Origin of the sequence: Burkholderia lata, assembly GCF_902499335.1 — a bacterium.
Lineage (GTDB): Bacteria > Pseudomonadota > Gammaproteobacteria > Burkholderiales > Burkholderiaceae > Burkholderia > Burkholderia lata_B.
Map to the genome: position 1 here is coordinate 162,806 of NZ_CABVQK010000010.1, position 17,654 is coordinate 180,459.

At 66.8% G+C, this 17,654-nt stretch carries 15 protein-coding genes and 1 pseudogene; 7 read left to right on the top strand and 9 right to left on the bottom strand.

The features are described 5' to 3' along the window. The first annotated feature begins 6 nt into the window (after positions 1–6). The 5 genes from BCO18175_RS25070 (at position 7) to ubiA (ending at position 5,764) form a co-directional block, all read left to right on the top strand. On the top strand, positions 7–966 hold the full coding sequence (locus BCO18175_RS25070; RefSeq protein WP_174985125.1) for a LysR substrate-binding domain-containing protein: 960 nt from the start codon (positions 7–9) through the stop codon (positions 964–966). Positions 967–1,608: 642 nt separating this feature from the next. Further along, positions 1,609–3,795, top strand: coding sequence for a catalase/peroxidase HPI (gene katG, locus BCO18175_RS25075; protein ID WP_174985128.1), 2,187 nt, complete (start codon positions 1,609–1,611; stop codon positions 3,793–3,795). 102 nt (positions 3,796–3,897) lie between these two features. Then, complete coding sequence (locus BCO18175_RS25080; protein WP_174985131.1) at positions 3,898–4,038, top strand: hypothetical protein; 141 nt, start codon at positions 3,898–3,900, stop codon at positions 4,036–4,038. A 120-nt stretch (positions 4,039–4,158) separates the two neighbouring features. Beyond that, positions 4,159–4,647, top strand: coding sequence for a non-specific DNA-binding protein DpsA (gene dpsA / locus BCO18175_RS25085; protein ID WP_174985134.1), 489 nt, complete (start codon positions 4,159–4,161; stop codon positions 4,645–4,647). Between the two features lie 253 nt (positions 4,648–4,900). Then, positions 4,901–5,764, top strand: a complete 864-nt coding sequence (gene ubiA / locus BCO18175_RS25090; protein ID WP_174985137.1) for a 4-hydroxybenzoate octaprenyltransferase — start codon at positions 4,901–4,903, stop codon at positions 5,762–5,764. 146 nt (positions 5,765–5,910) lie between these two features. Here the strand turns inward: ubiA and proC are convergent, their stop codons facing one another. The 6 genes and pseudogenes from proC to BCO18175_RS25120 form a co-directional block, all read right to left on the bottom strand. Beyond that, complete coding sequence (gene proC, locus BCO18175_RS25095) at positions 5,911–6,723, bottom strand: pyrroline-5-carboxylate reductase (protein WP_174985139.1); 813 nt, start codon at positions 6,721–6,723, stop codon at positions 5,911–5,913. Positions 6,724–6,774: 51 nt separating this feature from the next. Next, positions 6,775–7,473: a YggS family pyridoxal phosphate-dependent enzyme gene (locus tag BCO18175_RS25100; protein ID WP_174913530.1), complete on the bottom strand. Its 699-nt coding sequence runs from the start codon at positions 7,471–7,473 to the stop codon at positions 6,775–6,777. A gap of 131 nt (positions 7,474–7,604) precedes the next feature. Beyond that, entirely contained in the window at positions 7,605–8,831 is a 1,227-nt protein-coding gene (gene glcF / locus BCO18175_RS25105) for a glycolate oxidase subunit GlcF (protein ID WP_174913420.1), read from the bottom strand. 290 nt (positions 8,832–9,121) lie between these two features. Further along, entirely contained in the window at positions 9,122–10,210 is a 1,089-nt protein-coding gene (gene glcE / locus BCO18175_RS25110; RefSeq protein WP_174985142.1) for a glycolate oxidase subunit GlcE, read from the bottom strand. Positions 10,211–10,393: 183 nt separating this feature from the next. After that, a complete protein-coding gene (locus BCO18175_RS25115) occupies positions 10,394–11,887 on the bottom strand; it encodes an FAD-linked oxidase C-terminal domain-containing protein (protein WP_174985145.1) in 1,494 nt (497 codons plus the stop codon). 41 nt (positions 11,888–11,928) lie between these two features. Beyond that, positions 11,929–13,588 (bottom strand): annotated as a pseudogene (locus BCO18175_RS25120) (FAD-binding oxidoreductase). On the opposite strand from BCO18175_RS25120, the gene BCO18175_RS25125 reads away from it, so the two are divergent. Together BCO18175_RS25125 and hmpA are read left to right on the top strand one after the other, a co-directional pair. Further along, entirely contained in the window at positions 13,512–14,063 is a 552-nt protein-coding gene (locus BCO18175_RS25125; protein ID WP_048022312.1) for a cob(I)yrinic acid a,c-diamide adenosyltransferase, read from the top strand. The pseudogene BCO18175_RS25120 and the gene BCO18175_RS25125 overlap by 77 nt on opposite strands. A 92-nt stretch (positions 14,064–14,155) precedes the next feature. Then, a complete protein-coding gene (gene hmpA / locus BCO18175_RS25130; RefSeq protein WP_174985151.1) occupies positions 14,156–15,364 on the top strand; it encodes an NO-inducible flavohemoprotein in 1,209 nt (402 codons plus the stop codon). 71 nt (positions 15,365–15,435) lie between these two features. Here hmpA and BCO18175_RS25135 read toward each other — a convergent pair whose 3' ends face one another. The 3 genes from BCO18175_RS25135 to aroG form a co-directional block, all read right to left on the bottom strand. Next, a complete protein-coding gene (locus BCO18175_RS25135; protein WP_011351011.1) occupies positions 15,436–15,825 on the bottom strand; it encodes a type II toxin-antitoxin system VapC family toxin in 390 nt (129 codons plus the stop codon). After that, positions 15,822–16,091 carry a type II toxin-antitoxin system Phd/YefM family antitoxin gene (locus tag BCO18175_RS25140; RefSeq protein ID WP_174985153.1) on the bottom strand — a complete coding sequence of 90 codons (270 nt, stop codon included), beginning with the start codon at positions 16,089–16,091 and terminating at the stop codon, positions 15,822–15,824. Before BCO18175_RS25140 ends, BCO18175_RS25135 begins: the two co-directional genes overlap by 4 nt. Before the next feature lie 123 nt (positions 16,092–16,214). Then, positions 16,215–17,288: a 3-deoxy-7-phosphoheptulonate synthase AroG gene (gene aroG, locus BCO18175_RS25145; protein WP_046544980.1), complete on the bottom strand. Its 1,074-nt coding sequence runs from the start codon at positions 17,286–17,288 to the stop codon at positions 16,215–16,217. Between the last annotated feature and the right edge of the window lie 366 nt (positions 17,289–17,654).

Here is a 17,654-nt window from a genome sequence, read left to right on the forward strand (position 1 = left end):
CCCACAATGACGCTGACTGAATTGAAATACATCGTCGCGGTCGCGCGCGAACGGCATTTCGGCCGCGCGGCCGAAGCATGCTTCGTGAGCCAGCCGACGCTGTCGGTGGCGATCAAGAAGCTCGAAGACGAGCTCAACGTGCAGATTTTCGAACGCGGCGCGAGCGAAGTGAGCGTGACGCCGATCGGTGACCAGATCGTCACGCAGGCGCAGCGCGTGCTCGAGCAGACCTTTGCGATCAAGGAGATCGCGAAGCAGGGCAAGGATCCGCTGGTCGGCCCGTTCCGCCTCGGCGTGATCTACACGATCGGGCCCTACCTGCTGCCGACGCTCGTCAAGCAGATGATCCAGCGTGTCCCGCAGATGCCGCTGATGCTGCAGGAAAACTACACGCTGAAGCTGCTCGAACTGCTGAAGCAGGGCGAGATCGACGCCGCGATTATGGCGCTGCCGTTTCCGGAAACCGGCCTGATGGTGCGCCCGCTGTACGACGAACCGTTCGTCGTCGCGCTGCCGGCCGGCCATCCGTGGGAGAAGCGCGAGGAAATCGACGCCGAGGATCTCAAGCAGGAAACCATGCTGCTGCTCGGCAACGGCCACTGCTTCCGCGATCACGTGCTCGGCGTGTGCCCGGAACTGATGCGCTTCTCGCAGACCGCCGACGGCATCCAGAAGACCTTCGAGGGCTCGTCGCTCGAGACGATCCGCCACATGGTCGCGAGCGGCGTCGGCATCACGGTGCTGCCGCGGATGTCGGTCGCCGAGATCGGCCCGCGCGCGAACGGCCCTGACGCCGAACTGCTGTCGTACGTGCCGTTCAACGAGCCGGTGCCCGACCGCCGCGTGGTGCTCGTGTGGCGCAAAAGCTTCACCCGGATGCCCGCGATCGACGCGATCAGCGACGCGATTGCCGCGTGCGACCTGCCGGGCGTCGCGAAGCTCGACATGCCGGCGACGATGAACTGAGCACGCCGCGCATGCGCGTGTGGCAGCACGATGAACGGGGTCTTGCGACCCCGTTTATTTTTCTCTATCGCATATATAAAATTTATCAAATTCAAATAAACGATAGTTATAGATAGAATCCTCTACATGGATCGGCGTCGTGTCGACGGCTGGTCAGCACGTTGAATGCAAGCGCCAAAGGAGGATGTCATGATGCGGTCGGTATTGCAGCAAGCGCAGCGGAACATCCCGTCGCGCGACGCGGTCGTACATCGCGCCAGGGCGGCGGTTCGCAGCCTGCGTCCGATTGCGTTCGCGTATCTGGCGGACCGTGTGTATGGTGGCTGAACGCCGCCGCGCGCCGGTTCAGTGTTCCCCCGATTCACCCGCCGTCAAGCCATGAGGGAGCATCGCATGTCCGAAAGCTGGAATATCGCCCGCAGCGCCGGCACGACGCCTGCCGGCAGCCGGTTCCCCGAGCGTCCCGCCTGCGGTACATCGCTGCGGGCGCGCGCGTCACAGGCCACGCACGACATCCCGTAGCACGACAGGAGGACCAACCTGTTCCGTTTCCCATCCCCGCAATGACACTCCACCGACCGCGCCCGGCATGCCGCCGGAGCAAACGGATGGAGTCATACGAGCAAGCCAAGGAGAAATCGCATGTCGAACGAAACGAAGTGCCCGTTCAACCACACCGCTGGTGGCGGCACGACGAACAAGGACTGGTGGCCGAATCAGCTTAACCTGAACATCCTGCACCGGCATTCGGCGCTGTCCGATCCGATGGACAAGGATTTCGACTACGCCGAAGCGTTCAAGAAGCTGGACCTTGAGGCGGTGAAGAAGGACCTGCACGCGCTGATGACGACGTCGCAGGACTGGTGGCCGGCCGACTTCGGCCACTATGGCGGCCTGTTCATCCGCATGGCCTGGCACAGCGCCGGCACGTACCGTACGGCCGACGGCCGCGGCGGCGCGGGCGGCGGGCAGCAGCGCTTTGCGCCGCTCAACAGCTGGCCGGACAACGTCAGCCTCGACAAGGCGCGCCGGCTGGTGTGGCCGATCAAGCAGAAGTACGGCCGCAACATCTCGTGGGCCGACCTGCTGATCCTGACCGGCAACGTCGCGCTCGAATCGATGGGCTTCAAGACCTTCGGCTATGCCGGCGGCCGCGTCGATACGTGGGAACCGGACGACGTCTACTGGGGTTCGGAAAAGATCTGGCTGGAACTGAGCGGCGGCCCGAACAGCCGCTACTCGGGCAAGCGCGACCTCGAAAGCCCGCTCGCCGCGGTGCAGATGGGCCTCATCTACGTGAACCCGGAAGGCCCGGACGGCAACCCCGACCCGGTCGCCGCCGCGCATGACATCCGCGAGACGTTCGCACGCATGGCGATGAACGACGAAGAGACGGTCGCGCTGATCGCGGGCGGCCACACGTTCGGCAAGACGCACGGCGCCGGTCCGGCCTCGAACGTCGGCGCCGAGCCGGAAGCTGCAGGCCTCGAGCAGCAGGGTCTCGGCTGGAAGAGCACGTTCGGCACGGGCAAGGGCAAGGATGCCATCACGAGCGGCCTGGAAGTCACGTGGACGTCGACGCCGACGCAGTGGAGCAACGACTTCTTCAAGCACCTGTTCAGCTACGAGTGGGAGCTCACGAAGAGCCCGGCCGGCGCGCACCAGTGGGTCGCGAAGGACGCCGGCGACGTGATTCCGGATGCATTCGACGCGTCGAAGAAGCATCGCCCGACGATGCTGACGACCGACCTGTCGCTGCGTTTCGATCCGGCCTACGAGAAGATTTCGCGCTGCTTCCACGACAACCCGGCCGAGTTCGCCGACGCGTTCGCACGCGCCTGGTTCAAGCTCACGCACCGCGACATGGGCCCGCGTGCCCGCTATCTCGGCCCGGACGTGCCGGCCGAGCATCTGCTGTGGCAGGACCCGATTCCGGCCGTCGACCACAAATTGATCGACGACGCCGACGTCGCGGCGCTGAAGGCGAAGGTGCTCGCGTCGGGCCTGTCGGTGTCGCAGCTCGTGTCGACCGCATGGGCGTCGGCTGCGACGTTCCGCGGTTCGGACAAGCGCGGCGGCGCGAACGGTGCGCGTATCCGCCTGGCGCCGCAGAAGGACTGGGAAGTGAACCGTCCGGCTGAACTCGCGAAGGTGCTCGCGACGCTCGAAGGCGTGCAGAAGGCGTTCAACGACGCGCAGACGGGCGGCAAGAAAGTGTCGCTCGCCGACCTGATCGTGCTGGCCGGTGCGGCCGGCGTCGAGCAGGCAGCGAAGAACGCGGGCGTCGCGGTGACGGTGCCGTTCGCGCCGGGCCGTGCGGATGCGTCGCAGGAAGAGACCGACATCGAAGCGATGGCCGTGCTCGAGCCGGTTGCAGATGGCTTCCGCAACTTCCTGAAGCACGCGTACAAGACGCCGGCCGAGGCGCTGCTGGTCGACAAGGCGCAACTGCTGACGCTGAGCGCGCCCGAGATGACGGTGCTCGTCGGTGGCCTGCGCGTGCTCGGTGCGAACGCCGGCGATGCGAAGCAGGGCGTGTTCACCGACCGTCCGGAAGCGCTGACGAACGACTTCTTCGTGAACCTGCTCGACATGGGCACGGAATGGAAGCCGGTGTCGGCCGCGAACGACGTGTTCGAAGGGCGCGATCGTGCGACGGGCCAGGTCAAGTGGACCGGCTCGCGCGTCGACCTGATCTTCGGTTCGCATGCGCAGCTGCGTGCGTTGGCCGAGGTGTACGGCAGCGCGGATGCGAAGGAGAAGTTCGCGCGCGATTTCGTTGCGGCCTGGAACAAGGTGATGAACCTCGACCGCTTCGACCTCGCGTAAGCGTCACCGTGCAGTAGTGCGGTGATGCCGTAACGGGAAACGGCCGGTCGCCCGACCGGCCGTTTCTTCCTGACCCTGAGTTTTGTTGAAGGAGTGACGATCATGACGCAAATGATGCAGAACATGCGCGCTGCACTGGCGACGCCGGCCGAGGTCGCGCGATACGTTGTCGGATCCGCCATCGTCATCGGCGGTGCGGCCGAACTCGTGTCGCAGGCGCTGCACGCGATCGCGGCCGCCTGAGCGCGGCGTTTCACGCGCCACGCGTAGTGGCGAGACGTGTATGCAGGTAGTGCGGTATCAATAGGCAGGTAGCCCGATTCGCTTTCATTGCTCGGGTTCATTGAATAAGGAGTCCGTAACATGGCCGGGAAGACTCATGCCGCCCAGATCAACATCGGCATCAGCGACAAGGACCGCAAGAAGATCGCGGAAGGCCTGTCGCGCCTGCTCGCCGATACGTTCACGCTGTACCTGAAGACCCACAATTTCCACTGGAACGTCACGGGCCCGATGTTCAACACGCTGCACCTGATGTTCGAGGCGCAGTACAACGAACTGTGGCTCGCGGTCGATTCGGTTGCCGAACGCATTCGTACGCTCGGCGTCGTCGCGCCGGGGACCTTCGGCGATTTCGCGAAACTGTCGTCGGTGCCGGAAGCGAACGGCGTGCCGGCGGCGGAAGACATGATCCGCCAGCTCGTCGAAGGGCACGAGGCCGTCGTGCGTACCGCGCGCGCGATCTTCCCGCTTGCCGATGCGGCGAGCGACGAGCCGACCGCGGATCTGCTGACGCAGCGCCTGCAAGTTCATGAAAAGACCGCGTGGATGCTGCGGTCGTTGCTCGCGTAGGTGCGCAACGCGCGGCAGGCTGGCGGAAGCCCGCGCACGCCGCTCCGGCCCTGATTGATCCGCGCGCATCGGGCCGAGCCCGGGCCGGTGCAACGGCTCTGTCCCTTGATTGACGTGCCGCCCGGCTCGGCCATGTGCAGCGGGCGCTCGCAGCGCGCTGGCGTCCGGCCGCGACCGGCCATGGGCCGCGCCGACATGACGCGAAGCACCGCTCGGCTCTAAAATGCCGGGGTTATCTTCCCGGTGCTTCGCCATGCTTGCCCGCTTTCCCCTGTATCTTCGACTCGTCCGGATGGACAAGCCGATCGGCAGCCTGCTGCTGCTGTGGCCGACGCTCAACGCGCTGTGGATCGCGTCCGACGGCCATCCGCGCTGGCCGCTGCTCGTGATCTTCTCGCTCGGCACGCTGCTGATGCGCTCGGCCGGCTGCGCGATGAACGACTATGCGGACCGCGACTTCGACCGCCACGTGAAGCGCACGGCCGACCGGCCGCTGACGTCGGGCAAGATCCGCGCGTGGGAAGCCATCGCGATCGCGGTCGGGCTCGCATTCATCTCGTTCCTGCTGATCCTGCCGCTCAACACGCTGACGAAGGAGTTGTCCGTCGTCGCGCTGTTCGTCGCGGGCTCGTATCCGTTCATGAAGCGCTTCTTCGCGATTCCGCAGGCCTATCTGGGCATCGCGTTCGGCTTCGGCATCCCGATGGCGTTCGCGGCCGTGCAGGACACGGTGCCGACGATCGCGTGGGTGATGCTGGTCGCGAACATTTTCTGGTCGGTCGCGTACGACACCGAATACGCGATGGTCGATCGCGACGACGACATCAAGATCGGCATCCGCACGTCCGCGCTGACGTTCGGCCGCTTCGACGTCGCGGCCGTCATGCTGTGCTACGCGGTGACGCTCGGCATCTACGTGTGGATCGGCGTGACGCTCGGCTTCGGCCTCGCATACTGGGCCGGCTGGGCGGCGGCGGTCGGCTGCGCGCTGTATCACTACACGCTGATCAAGGACCGTGAGCGGATGCCGTGCTTCGCGGCGTTCCGGCACAACAACTGGCTCGGCGGCGTGCTGTTTGCAGGCATCGCCGTGCATTACCTGCTGGCAGGGAGCTGAGTTTCCTGATCTGTCCGCCGGCGTCATGTCGTGCGGAACGCGGCAACAAAAAAGCGGCCTGGGCCGCTTTTTTTGTTGGTCGAGCACGGTAAAGGAGAGGCGGCCCGTGCGGCGCACTGAGCGCCGAGCCGGCACCGCGGATGCGCTTACGCGCGGCCGAGCTCGTCGCCCATTTCCTTCGCGCGCGCTTCGGCCGCGAGTGCACCGCGCACGATCGCATCCTTCACGCCTTGCGCGTCGAACGACGCGAGCGCGGCAGCCGTCGTGCCGCCCTTCGACGTCACGCGCTCGCGCAGCACGCTCGCCGGCTCGCCCGATTGCGCGGCGAGTTGCGCGGCGCCCGTGAACGTCGCGACCGCGAGCGCGCGGCCCTGTTCGTCGTTCATGCCGAGCTGGCGCGCGGCTTCCTGCAGCGCTTCGATGAAATAGAACACGTAGGCCGGGCCGCTGCCCGAGATCGCGGTGACAGCGTCGAGCTTCGATTCGTCGTCGAACCATACGATCTCGCCGACCGCGCCGAGCACGTTCGACGCGAGTTCGCGTCCCGCCGCGTCGACGCCCGGCAGCGCGGCGAGGCCCGTCACGCCCATGCCGACGAGCGCAGGCGTGTTCGGCATCGTGCGCACGACACGTGCGTAGTCGCCGAGCCAGCGCGCGAGGTCGCTGCCGCGGATGCCGGCCGCGATGCTGATCACGAGCTGCGTCTTCAGGTGCGGCGCGAGCGCCTGCGCGACGTCCTTCAGCACCTGGGGCTTCACCGCGAGCACGATCGCGTCGTAGTCGGCGAGCGTCGCGTCGATGGCTGCGCCGGTGCGCACGCCGAACTGCTGGGCGGCGCGCGCACGCACCTCTTCGTTGACGTCGATGGCATACAGGCCGTCAGCGGCAACGCCGCGCTTGATCAGGCCGCCGATCAGGGCCGCGGCCATGTTGCCGCCGCCGATGAATGCGATTTTCATGATGTCCGATTGAGCAAGTGAGTGAACGGTAGGGCGGAAAGGGCGCGGCGCTCAGTGCGAGTAATCGCGCGCGCCGAAGATCGCAGTGCCGACGCGCACGATCGTCGCGCCTTCGAGCACGGCCGCGTCGAGATCGGCGGACATGCCCATCGACAACGTGTCGAGCGGCAGGCCATCGGCGCGCAACGTGTCGAACAGTGCGCGCAGCGCACGATGCGGCGCGCGTTGCGCTTCGGTGTCGCCGGCCGGTTCGGGAATCGCCATCAGGCCGCGCAGCCGCAGCGACGGCAGCGCGGCGACCGCACGCGCGACCTCGGCCACGTCGGCCGGCGCGACGCCGCTCTTCGACGCCTCGCCGCTGATGTTCACCTGCACGCACACGTTGAGCGGCGGCAGGTGCGCGGGGCGCTGTTCCGACAGGCGCTGCGCGATCTTCAGCCGGTCGACCGAATGAACCCAGTCGAAGCGCTCGGCAACCGGGCGCGTCTTGTTCGATTGCAGCGGCCCGATGAAATGCCATTCGAGGTTTGCACGCAGGTCGGCGAGCGCGTCGATCTTGTCGATCGATTCCTGCACGTAGTTCTCGCCGAATGCCCGCTGCCCGGCCGCATGCGCGGCGCGCACGTCATCGGCGGGAAACGTCTTCGAGACGGCAAGCAGCGACACGGTGGCGGGATCGCGGCCGGCCGCGCGGGCGGCGTCGGCGATGCGGCGATGAACGGATTCGAGGCGGGCGGCGAGATCGGACATGACGGGCACGAAAGCAGGCACGGAAGCAGGCATGTAGCGGATGCGCCGCGGCACGCGACGCATCGATCCGCCCATTATACGGACGCCGCGCGCGAGGCCCAGCGTCCATCCGTCATTCGCATGAACGGGCCCTAGCCGTACAGCAGATGCTCGACGAGCTGGATCCAGTGGGCGACCGGAATCTGCGTGCCGCTCTGCAGGTGCGCGATGCAGCCGATGTTGCCGGAGACAATCATCTGCGGCTCGAGCGCCTGCAGCTTCAGCAGCTTCTGCTTGCGCAACCGGTACGACAGCGACGGCTGTGTCAGCGAATAGGTGCCGGCCGACCCGCAGCACAGATGGCTGTCGGCCGGCAGTCGCACGTCGATGCCGAGCGTCTCGAGCAGGCGCTCGACCTTGCCGCGCGACTGCTGGCCGTGCTGCAGCGTGCACGGCGGGTGGTACGCGACCGTATGGATCGCGCGGCGCCGCGCGAGCGTCGCGAGCTCGGCCTCGAACGCGAGCAGCACGTCGGAGATGTCGCGCGTGAGCGACACGATGCGCTGCGCCTTCTCCGCGTAGGCCGGGTCGTCGCGCAGCAGGTGTGCGTATTCGAGCACCGTCGCGCCGCAGCCCGACGCATTCATCACGATCGCCTCCACACCCTGTTCGACATGGGGCCACCACGCGTCGATGTTGCGGCGCGCGTCGTCGAGCGCTTCGTCGTGGTAATTCAGGTGCAGTCGGATCGCGCCGCAGCAGCCTGCATCGGGCGCGACGATCGTCTCGATGCCGAGCGCGTCCAGCACGCGCGCGGTCGCGATGTTGATGTTCGGCAGCATCGACGGCTGCACGCAGCCGCCGAGCATCAGCATCTTGCGCGTATGGGTGTGGTGCGGCCATTCGAGCAGCCGCGTGCGCGGCGGCACCTTGTCGCGCAGCCGCTTCGGCAGCAGCGGACGCACGTGCTGGCCGAGCCGCATCACCGGCGAGAACAGCGCGGCGTTCGGCACGAAGCTCGCGAGCAGGCGGCGCACGAGGCGCTGCTGCACGGGGCGCTGCACCTGCGCCTCGACGTGCTTGCGGCCGATCTCGACGAGCCGGCCGTACTGGACGCCGGACGGGCAGGTCGTCTCGCAGCTGCGGCACGTGAGGCAGCGGTCGAGGTGCTGCTGCGTGCTGCGCGTGACGGGCGCCCCTTCGACCATCTGCTTGATCAGGTAGATACGGCCGCGCGGGCCGTCGAGTTCGTCGCCGAGCAACTGGTAGGTCGGGCAGGTCGCGGTACAGAACCCGCAATGCACGCACTTGCGCAATATCGCGTCGGCCTCGTCGCCGTCGGGCGTATTGCGGATGAAATCGGCGAGGTTCGTTTGCATCGAGCTTAGGGTCTGTTTACATATGGAACGCGCATGCGTTGCCACGAGAACGGCCGCTCGCGAGGCGCGCGACGCCGCGAATACTGACGTATTCGCAAGGAGCGCAACGCGGCGAGCGGCCGTTCTCGTGGCAACCCCAAATTAAAAAACCCATGTCACGGGAATGCCCGAAATCGCCCGTATGGCGGCGTCGCTCGTCGCTTGTTTGGCTCGGCCAAACGGCGCTCCTCACTTCTTGCCCTGCGGGCGATTTCGGGTATTCGCATGTGCGTTCCATATGTAAACAGACCCTAAAGATCAGGGTAGAGCCGGCCGCGGTTGAAGATGCGCGCGGGATCGAACGCGGCCTTCAGCCCGCGGTGGATTTTCATCATCGGGGCGGGGAGCGGCGTGAACACGCCCGCGCTGCGGTCGTACGCGTCGCCCGCGCGGAACAGCGTCGCGTGGCCGCCGGCCTGCTTCGCGCTCATCCGCACGGTCTGCGCATCGGCGTCGGTGATCCACCAGCGCTGCGCGCCACCCCATTCCATCAGCTGGGTGCCGGGCAGGTGCATCGGTTCGGTGATCGACGGCAGCGCGAGGCGCCACAGCGCATAGCCGGGCGGGATGCCGTTGAAGAACGGGTCGGTATGCTCGCGCAGGCCGGCCCAGAAGCGCTCGGCCTCGACCGCGTCGACGACTTCGCCGCCGAGCAGCGTTTTCGCGGATTTCACGGCCGCTTCGGCACCCGACAGGCGCAGCACGAGCGTGCCGTTGCGCCAGCCGCTCGCGCTGACGGGCAGCGGATGGCCGCCCCATTCGTTGAGCTTGCGCACTGCATCGGTCGCGGTCATCTCGAACTTCAGCGTGACTTCGGCGACGGGCATCGGCAGCACCTTGATCGACAGGTCGAGCATCAGCCCGAGCGTGCCGAGCGCGCCGGCCATCAGCCGCGACACGTCGTAGCCGGCGACGTTCTTCACGACCTGCCCGCCGAAGCGCAGCATTTCGCCGCGGCCGTTCATCAGCGTGACGCCGAGCACGAAATCGCGCGGCGCGCCGCAGGTGGCGCGCCGAGGCCCCGCGAGGCCGGCCGCGACGCAGCCTCCGACGGTGGCCGCGCGGCCGAAGTGCGGCGGCTCGAACGGCAGCATCTGGCCGCACTCGGCGAGGACGGTTTCAAGCTGCGCGAGCGGCGTGCCCGCGCGGACCGTGACGACGAGTTCGGCCGGGTCGTACGACACGACACCCTGAAACCCGCGGGTATCGAGTATTTCGCCCTCGAGCGCCTGGCCGTACCAGTCCTTGGTGCCCCCGCCGCGAATCCGCAGCGGCCGGCCGTCGGCGCTGGCTGCGCGGACGCGTTCGGCCCATCCGGAGACGATGTCGTCCTCTTCCATGTTCTGTTGCTGCCTCGACTTGTTGTTCGGTCGATTGTACCGGGGTGGCGCGATTCCACATCGCGACTATCCCTAAGCCCGGTATTGCAGACCGCTCGCCCGCGCCGCGGCGCAAACGGGCCGCGCGGGCACGGCGGGCCGCCCGGACGGCTGCCGGCGCGGACCGCGCACCACGCGCGATGCTCAGAAGCGCGGCAGGTCCGGGTGCGGCAGCAGTCCGCCGCGCACGTGCTGGCGACCGTATTCGGCGCAGCGCGCGCGGGTCGGGATGCCCTTGTCCGGGTTCAGCAGCCCCGCCGGATCGAACGCGCGCTTGACCGCGAAGAATGCATCGCGCTCCTGCGGCGAGAACTGTACGCACATCGAATTGAGCTTTTCGATGCCGACGCCGTGTTCGCCCGTCACGCTGCCGCCGAATTCCACGCAGCATTCGAGGATTTCCGCGCCGAACTGCTCGGCGCGGTGCAGCTCGTCCGGATCGTTCGCGTTGTAGAGGATCAGCGGATGCATGTTGCCGTCGCCGGCATGGAACACGTTGATGCAGCGCAGCCCGTAGCGCGTTTCGAGCTGCTCGATGCGCGCGAGCAGCGGGCCGATCGCGCGGCGCGGCACGGTGCCGTCCATGCAGTAATAGTCGGGCGAAATACGGCCGGCGGCCGGGAACGCGTTCTTGCGGCCCGACCAGTAGCGCAGCCGCTCGCTCTCGTTGCGCGAGACCTGGATGCGGGTCGCGCCGTGTTCGCGCAGCACGGCCGTCATCCGCACGATCTCTTCCGCGACTTCTTCCGGCGTGCCGTCCGATTCGCACAGCAGGATCGCCTTCGCGTCGAGGTCGTAGCCGGCATGCGTGAAGGACTCGACGGCCTGCGTGGCCGGCTTGTCCATCATCTCGAGCCCGGCCGGAATGATGCCCGACGCGATGATCGCCGCGACGGCCTCGCCGCCCTTGATGACGTCGTCGAAGCTCGCCATCACGAGCTGGGCCGTTTGCGGCTTCGGGATCAGCTTCACCGTGACCTCGGTGACGATCGCGAACATCCCTTCGCTGCCGATCATCACCGCAAGCAGGTCGAGGCCCGGCATGTCGAGGGCGAGCGAGCCGAACTCGACGATCTCGCCGTCGATCGTCACCGCGCGCACGCGCATCACGTTGTGCACGGTCAGCCCGTATTTCAGGCAGTGGACGCCGCCGGAATTTTCCGCGACGTTGCCGCCGATCGTGCACGCGATCTGCGACGACGGATCGGGCGCGTAATACAGGCCGTACGGCGCGGCGGCCTCCGAGATCGCGAGATTGCGCACGCCGGGCTGCACGGTCGCCGTGCGCGCGTAGGGATCGACTTCGACGATGCGCGTGAAGCGCGCAAGCGACAGCACGACGCCGAGCGCGATCGGCAACGCGCCGCCCGACAGGCTCGTGCCCGCGCCGCGCGGCACGATCGGCACCTCCATGCGGCGGCAGATCTGCACGATCCGCTGCACCTGCGATTCCGTTTCGGGCAGCGCGACCGCGAGCGGCAGGCGGCGGTACGCGGACAGGCCGTCGCATTCGTACGGCGCGGTGTCTTCGTCGCGGTACAGCAGGCAGTGCGTCGGCAGCACGGCCATCAGCGCCTGCACGACTTCGCGCTGGCGCTGCGCGCGTGCCGCGCTCGACAGTTCGACTGGAGCGTTCATTGGGTCTCCTGCAGCAGGCGGCGCGGCGTCGCGCCGCCGTGTCAGCACGTGAAAATCTTGCCCGGATTCATCAGGTTGCGCGGGTCGAGCGCGAGCTTGATCGCCCGCATCGTATCGATCGCGTTGTCGCCGTGCTCCTTCGGCAGGAAGCGCATCTTGTGCAGCCCGACGCCGTGCTCGCCCGTGCAGGTGCCGCCGAGGCGCAGCGCGCGCTCGACGATCCGGTCGTTGATGTGCTCGGCTTCGGCGATTTCCTCGGGCTTGTCGGGGTCGATCAGGATCGCGACGTGGAAATTGCCGTCGCCGACGTGGCCGACGATCGGGCAGGGCAGCGACGACGCGCGAAGGTCGACCTCGGTTTCCTCGACACACGCGGCGAGCTGCGAGATCGGCACGCACACGTCGGTCGTCACCGCGCGGCAGCCGGGTTTCAACTGCAGCATCGCGAAATACGCGTTGTGGCGGGCGGCCCAGAGCCGGCTGCGGTCTTCGGGGCGGGTTGCCCATTCGAAGCCCTGGCCGTTGTTCTGGCCGGCGAGCGCCTGCACGAGCTCGGCCTGTTCCTTCACGCCGGCCTCGGTGCCGTGGAATTCGAAGAACAGCGTCGGCGCTTCGGTGAGCGTCAGGTTCGAATGGCGGTTGATCGAGCGTACGGCGAGCGCGTCGACGAATTCGACGCGCGCGATCGGCACGCCGATCTGGATCGTCTCGATCACGGTGCGCACCGCGTCGCCCATCGACGGGAACGTGCAGATCGCGGCGGATACGGCTTCGGGCAGCGGATGCAGGCGCAGCGTGATTTCGGTGATCACGCCGAGCGTGCCTTCGGAGCCGACGAACAGGCGCGTGAGGTCGTAGCCGGCCGACGACTTGCGGGCGCGCGAGCCGGTTTTCACCACGCGGCCGTCGGCGAGCACGGCGGTCAGGCCCAGCACGTTCTCGCGCATCGTGCCGTAGCGCACGGCGTTGGTGCCCGACGCGCGCGTTGCGGTCATCCCGCCGATGCTCGCGTCGGCGCCCGGGTCAATCGGGAAGAACAGGCCGGTGTCGCGCAGCGCTTCGTTGAGCGCCTTGCGCGTGATGCCCGGCTCGACCGTCACGGTCAGGTCTTCGGCGTTGATCGACAGCACGCGGTTCATTTCCGACAGGTCGAGCGATACGCCACCGCGCACCGCGAGCAGGTGGCCTTCGAGCGACGAGCCGGCGCCGTAAGGGATCAGCGGGACGCTGTACAACGAGCACAGCGACACGACTTCGCGCACGTCGTCCGCGCTGTGCGCGAACACGACGGCGTCGGGCAGTTGCGGGTCGAACGGCGATTCGTCGCGGCCGTGGTGCTCGCGGACGGCGTCGGCGGTCGACACGCGTTCGCCGAAGGTGGCGCGCAGCGCATCGAGCATGGCGGGGGGAAGGGGGCGGCGCGTGGCGGCCGGCGGGGCAGGGTGATTCACGTACGTCTCCTTGTCGATCCGGGTGAGCGCGTTGACGCCGGCCCGGCTCCCGTGCTGCAGGGTTTCGGCCCATTCTACGCTGTAACGCCCGCTGCGCCTGCCACCGCGGGCTGCGATAATCGCGTTCGAACGCAACCGGGCCGCCTCGCGGCCGCGCACGAGAGGACATTCGCATGGGCAACCGCTTGAGCAAGATCGCCACGCGCACGGGCGACGATGGCACCACCGGCCTCGGCGACGGCCGGCGCATCGGCAAGGACGACACGCGGATCGCCGCGATCGGCGACGTCGACGAACTGAACTCGAACCTCGGCGTGCTGCTCGCCGAAACGCTGCCGGACGATATCCGCACGGCGCTCGTGACGATCCAGCACGACCTGTTCGATCTCGGCGGCGAATTGTGCATTCCAGGCCATACCGTGCTCGACGACACGCATCTCGCGCGTCTCGACCGCTGGCTCGCCGACTACAACGCGACGCTGCCGCCGCTGAAGGAATTCATCCTGCCGGCCGGCTCGCGCGCGGCGTCGCTCGCACACGTGTGCCGGACTGTCTGCCGCCGCGCGGAGCGCTCGATCGTCGCGCTCGGGCGCACCGAGACGCTCAATGATGCGCCGCGGCGCTACGTGAACCGGCTGTCGGACCTGTTGTTCGTGCTGGCGCGCGTGCTGAACCGCACCGACGGCGGCTCGGATGTGTTGTGGGAGCGCGGCCGCGTCCGCTGACGATTTGCCCCTTTGGCGCACTGCGACAATTTGCCCGGGGGGCATCGATTTTTAAAGATGTATTGTATGTGCATGTTTAACGGAGAACGAACATGACCCACATCACCGCTGACCAGATGGCTCGCGTGAAGGCCACTGCCCCTGTCCTCGCCGTGCACGGCGCGACGATCACGAAGCACTTCTACCAGCGCATGTTCGCGCGGCATCCGGAACTGAAGAACCTGTTCAACCAGACGCACCAGAAGACGGGCAGCCAGCCGGAAACGCTCGCGAAGGCCGTCTACGCGTATGCGGCGAACATCGACAATCTCGGCGCGCTGGGCGGCGCCGTGACCAAGATCGCGCACAAGCACGCGAGCCTGAACATCCGCCCCGAGCATTACCCGATCGTCGGCGAGAACCTGCTCGCGTCGATCGTCGAAGTGCTGGGCGACGCGGTCGATGCCGACACGCTCGAGGCGTGGCGCGTCGCGTACGGCCAGCTTGCGCAGATCCTGATCGGCGTCGAGGCCGACCTGTATGCGGGCGCCGCGTGGAGCGGGTTCCGTCCGTTCAAGGTCGAGCGCAAGGTCCGCGAAAGCGACGAGATCACGTCGTTCTACCTGACCCCGGCCGACGGCGGCGCGGCGCCGACGTTCGAGCCCGGCCAGTACATCACGGTGAAGCGCTTCGTCGGCGACCTCGGCGTCGACCAGCCGCGCCAGTACAGCCTGTCCGACGCGCCGCACGGCAAGTGGCTGCGCATCTCGGTGAAGCGTGAAGCCGGCAAGCCGGAAGTCATTCCGGCCGGCAAGGTGTCGACGCTGATGCACGACGGCGTGGAAGAGGGCGCGATCGTCGAGGTGACCGCGCCGATGGGCGAATTCTCGCTGAAGCGTGGGGTCGAGACGCCGGTCGTGCTGATCTCCGGCGGCGTCGGCATCACGCCGATGCTGTCGATGGCGTCGACGCTGATCGCCGAGGGCAGCAAGCGCGAAGTGCGGTTCGTCCATGCGTGCCGCTCGGGCGCGGTGCACGCGTTCCGCGACTGGCTGAACGATACGGTGCGCGACCACGCGAACGTCAAGCGCACGGTGGTGTACGAACTGGTCGGCCCGAACGATCGCGCCGGCATCGACTACGACCTGGAAGGGCGCCTCACGCCGGAACGCGTGCAGCAATACGCGCTGGTGCCGGACGCCGACTACTACATCTGCGGCCCGATCGGGTTCATGAAGGCGCAGCGTGACGCGCTCGTCGCGCTCGGCGTCGCGCCGGAGCGCGTGAATACCGAAATCTTCGGTTCGGGCGCGCTCGAGTGATGCACTGGCGGAAAGTCTCCGGCCAATGAAAAAGCCCGGCGCGAGCCGGGCTTTTTTGTTGCGTGCATGCGTCAGGCGCGCAGCATCAGCGTCGCGTGATAGCGCCACACTTTCGGATCGGCGCTGACGAGCGGCATGCCTTCATGGAGTGCCTGCGCAACCATCACGCGGTCGAACGGATCGGCATGGTCCGGAAAATCGGGCAACGCGGCGACACCTTCGACGTGATCGCTGCTGATCGGCAACTCCGCAAAACCTGCGAGCCGGAACGCCGAGCGTGCATCGCGCGGATGAACGGGCAGATTGCCTTTGCGGTATTTGATCGCAATTTCCCAGATGGACGCGGCGCTCACGTACAGCGTGTTTTCGGGATGCTCGATCAACGCGGCCGCGGTCGCTGACAGTTGAGGCGCGCCTTCGGCCGCCCATAGCGCGATGTGCGTATCGAGCAGCAGCTTCACGGCGCGAGTCCCCGTTCCGAACTGGCGTCGAAGTCGGCGGAGATCGATTCGTCGCCGGCATTGAAGGCCTCGACGGTGGTGGGGATGTTCAGCCCGGCAAGCAACTGACGAGCTGCGCCGATCCGCTTCGGCGCCGCGTAAGGAACGATCCGCGCAACCGGATGTCCGTTTCGGGCGATCACGACTTCGGATTCGCGTCCCAATTCGAGCGCTTCGACGAGGCTTGAGAGCCGCGACTTGGCATCGTGCATGTTGACGGTCGGCATGATCGCTCCCGTGATTAGCTAGGCAATGTTAGCTAGTCTAGCAGAGCGAAACGACGGCCGCACGCTGGCCGCATGGCCAACCCGCCGCCAGGCGGGGTCATGCGGCCAGCCTGTTTGCGTCCGTCAGTTGCCGCTACCGCGCGTGACGCGGCGCGCCTTCACCGATTCCGCGAGGCCTTCGAGCACCTTCACGCTGTCGTCCCATGCGATGCACGCATCGGTGATGCTCTGGCCGTAGGTCAGTTCGCAGCCTTCCTTCAGGTCCTGGCGCCCCTCGACGAGATGCGACTCGATCATCACGCCGACGATGCGAGCGTCGCCGGCCGCGATCTGGCGGCCGATGTCGGCACAGACGGGGATCTGGTTCTCGTGCTTCTTCGAACTGTTCGCGTGGCTCGCGTCGATCATCAGGCGCGCGGCGAGGCCGGCCTTGCCGATGTCCGCGCATGCTGCGTTCACGCTGTCCGCGTCGTAGTTCGGCGCCTTGCCGCCGCGCAGGATCACGTGGCAGTCCTCGTTGCCCGCCGTCGACACGATCGCCGAATGGCCGCCCTTCGTCACCGACAGGAAATGGTGCGGCTGCGAGGCGGCCTTGATCGCGTCGACCGCGATCTTCACGTTGCCGTCGGTGCCGTTCTTGAAGCCGACCGGGCACGACAGCCCCGACGCGAGTTCGCGGTGCACCTGCGATTCCGTCGTGCGTGCGCCGATCGCGCCCCACGAGATCAGGTCGGCGATGTATTGCGGGCTGATCATGTCGAGGTATTCGGTCGCGGCCGGCAGCCCCATTTCGTTGATCTGCAGCAGCAGCTCGCGCGCGGTGCGCAGCCCTTCATTGATCTTGAAGCTGTTGTCGAGGTGCGGATCGTTGATGAGCCCCTTCCAGCCGACCGTCGTGCGCGGCTTCTCGAAGTACACGCGCATCACGATTTCCAGTTCGCCCTTGAAGCGCTCGCGCTCCTTCACCAGCCGGCCCGCGTACTCGATCGCCGCCTTCGTGTCGTGGATCGAGCACGGCCCGACCACGACGATCAGCCGGTCGTCCATCCCGTGCAGGATGCGGTGCATCGACTGGCGCGAGTTGTAGATCAGCTCGGACGCGGCTTCGGAGCACGCGAATTCGCGGATCAGGTGGGCGGGCGGCGTCAGTTCCTTGAGTTCGCGAATGCGGACGTCGTCGGTGTTGTGCGGGGGCATGCTGTTTCTCCTTTGTCGACCGGAGTAAGTGCTTCAGCACTTGCTCCGGTCCCATGCAAAGCTGTTGTGGGCGCCGACCAATTACTTCGCGTGCGGCAGATTCATCAATTCAAGTGATTCAGTGGTTTCGGTCGGGGCCGCGGGACCGCTGCGACGGTGACCGGGTGGCGAAGGGCGAAAAAAAACCGCCGGGTTCGCCGGCGGTTTTTTCGGGAATTTCGGTTGCGCTTTACGCGCCATCAACCCTCTCGATCCGCCAGCGGTCTGAGATACCAAAAAAAGTAAAAATAAAACTTGGCGGACATGACGGAGATTCGGTTCGTCAAAAAAGATGATTCGGAATTTATACCCCGTCGCCGGGCGGCT

What these genes read in the sequence shown, in the direction of transcription:
- BCO18175_RS25070 (WP_174985125.1), top strand. Translation starts at nt 7, where the DNA reads ATGACGCTGACTGAATTGAAATACATCGTCGCGGTCGCGCGCGAACGG.
- katG (WP_174985128.1), top strand. Translation starts at nt 1,609, where the DNA reads ATGTCGAACGAAACGAAGTGCCCGTTCAACCACACCGCTGGTGGCGGC.
- BCO18175_RS25080 (WP_174985131.1), top strand. Translation starts at nt 3,898, where the DNA reads ATGACGCAAATGATGCAGAACATGCGCGCTGCACTGGCGACGCCGGCC.
- dpsA (WP_174985134.1), top strand. Translation starts at nt 4,159, where the DNA reads ATGGCCGGGAAGACTCATGCCGCCCAGATCAACATCGGCATCAGCGAC.
- ubiA (WP_174985137.1), top strand. Translation starts at nt 4,901, where the DNA reads ATGCTTGCCCGCTTTCCCCTGTATCTTCGACTCGTCCGGATGGACAAG.
- proC (WP_174985139.1), bottom strand. Translation starts at nt 6,723, where the DNA reads ATGAAAATCGCATTCATCGGCGGCGGCAACATGGCCGCGGCCCTGATC.
- BCO18175_RS25100 (WP_174913530.1), bottom strand. Translation starts at nt 7,473, where the DNA reads ATGTCCGATCTCGCCGCCCGCCTCGAATCCGTTCATCGCCGCATCGCC.
- glcF (WP_174913420.1), bottom strand. Translation starts at nt 8,831, where the DNA reads ATGCAAACGAACCTCGCCGATTTCATCCGCAATACGCCCGACGGCGAC.
- glcE (WP_174985142.1), bottom strand. Translation starts at nt 10,210, where the DNA reads ATGGAAGAGGACGACATCGTCTCCGGATGGGCCGAACGCGTCCGCGCA.
- BCO18175_RS25115 (WP_174985145.1), bottom strand. Translation starts at nt 11,887, where the DNA reads ATGAACGCTCCAGTCGAACTGTCGAGCGCGGCACGCGCGCAGCGCCAG.
- BCO18175_RS25125 (WP_048022312.1), top strand. Translation starts at nt 13,512, where the DNA reads ATGGGCAACCGCTTGAGCAAGATCGCCACGCGCACGGGCGACGATGGC.
- hmpA (WP_174985151.1), top strand. Translation starts at nt 14,156, where the DNA reads ATGACCCACATCACCGCTGACCAGATGGCTCGCGTGAAGGCCACTGCC.
- BCO18175_RS25140 (WP_174985153.1), bottom strand. Translation starts at nt 16,091, where the DNA reads ATGCCGACCGTCAACATGCACGATGCCAAGTCGCGGCTCTCAAGCCTC.
- aroG (WP_046544980.1), bottom strand. Translation starts at nt 17,288, where the DNA reads ATGCCCCCGCACAACACCGACGACGTCCGCATTCGCGAACTCAAGGAA.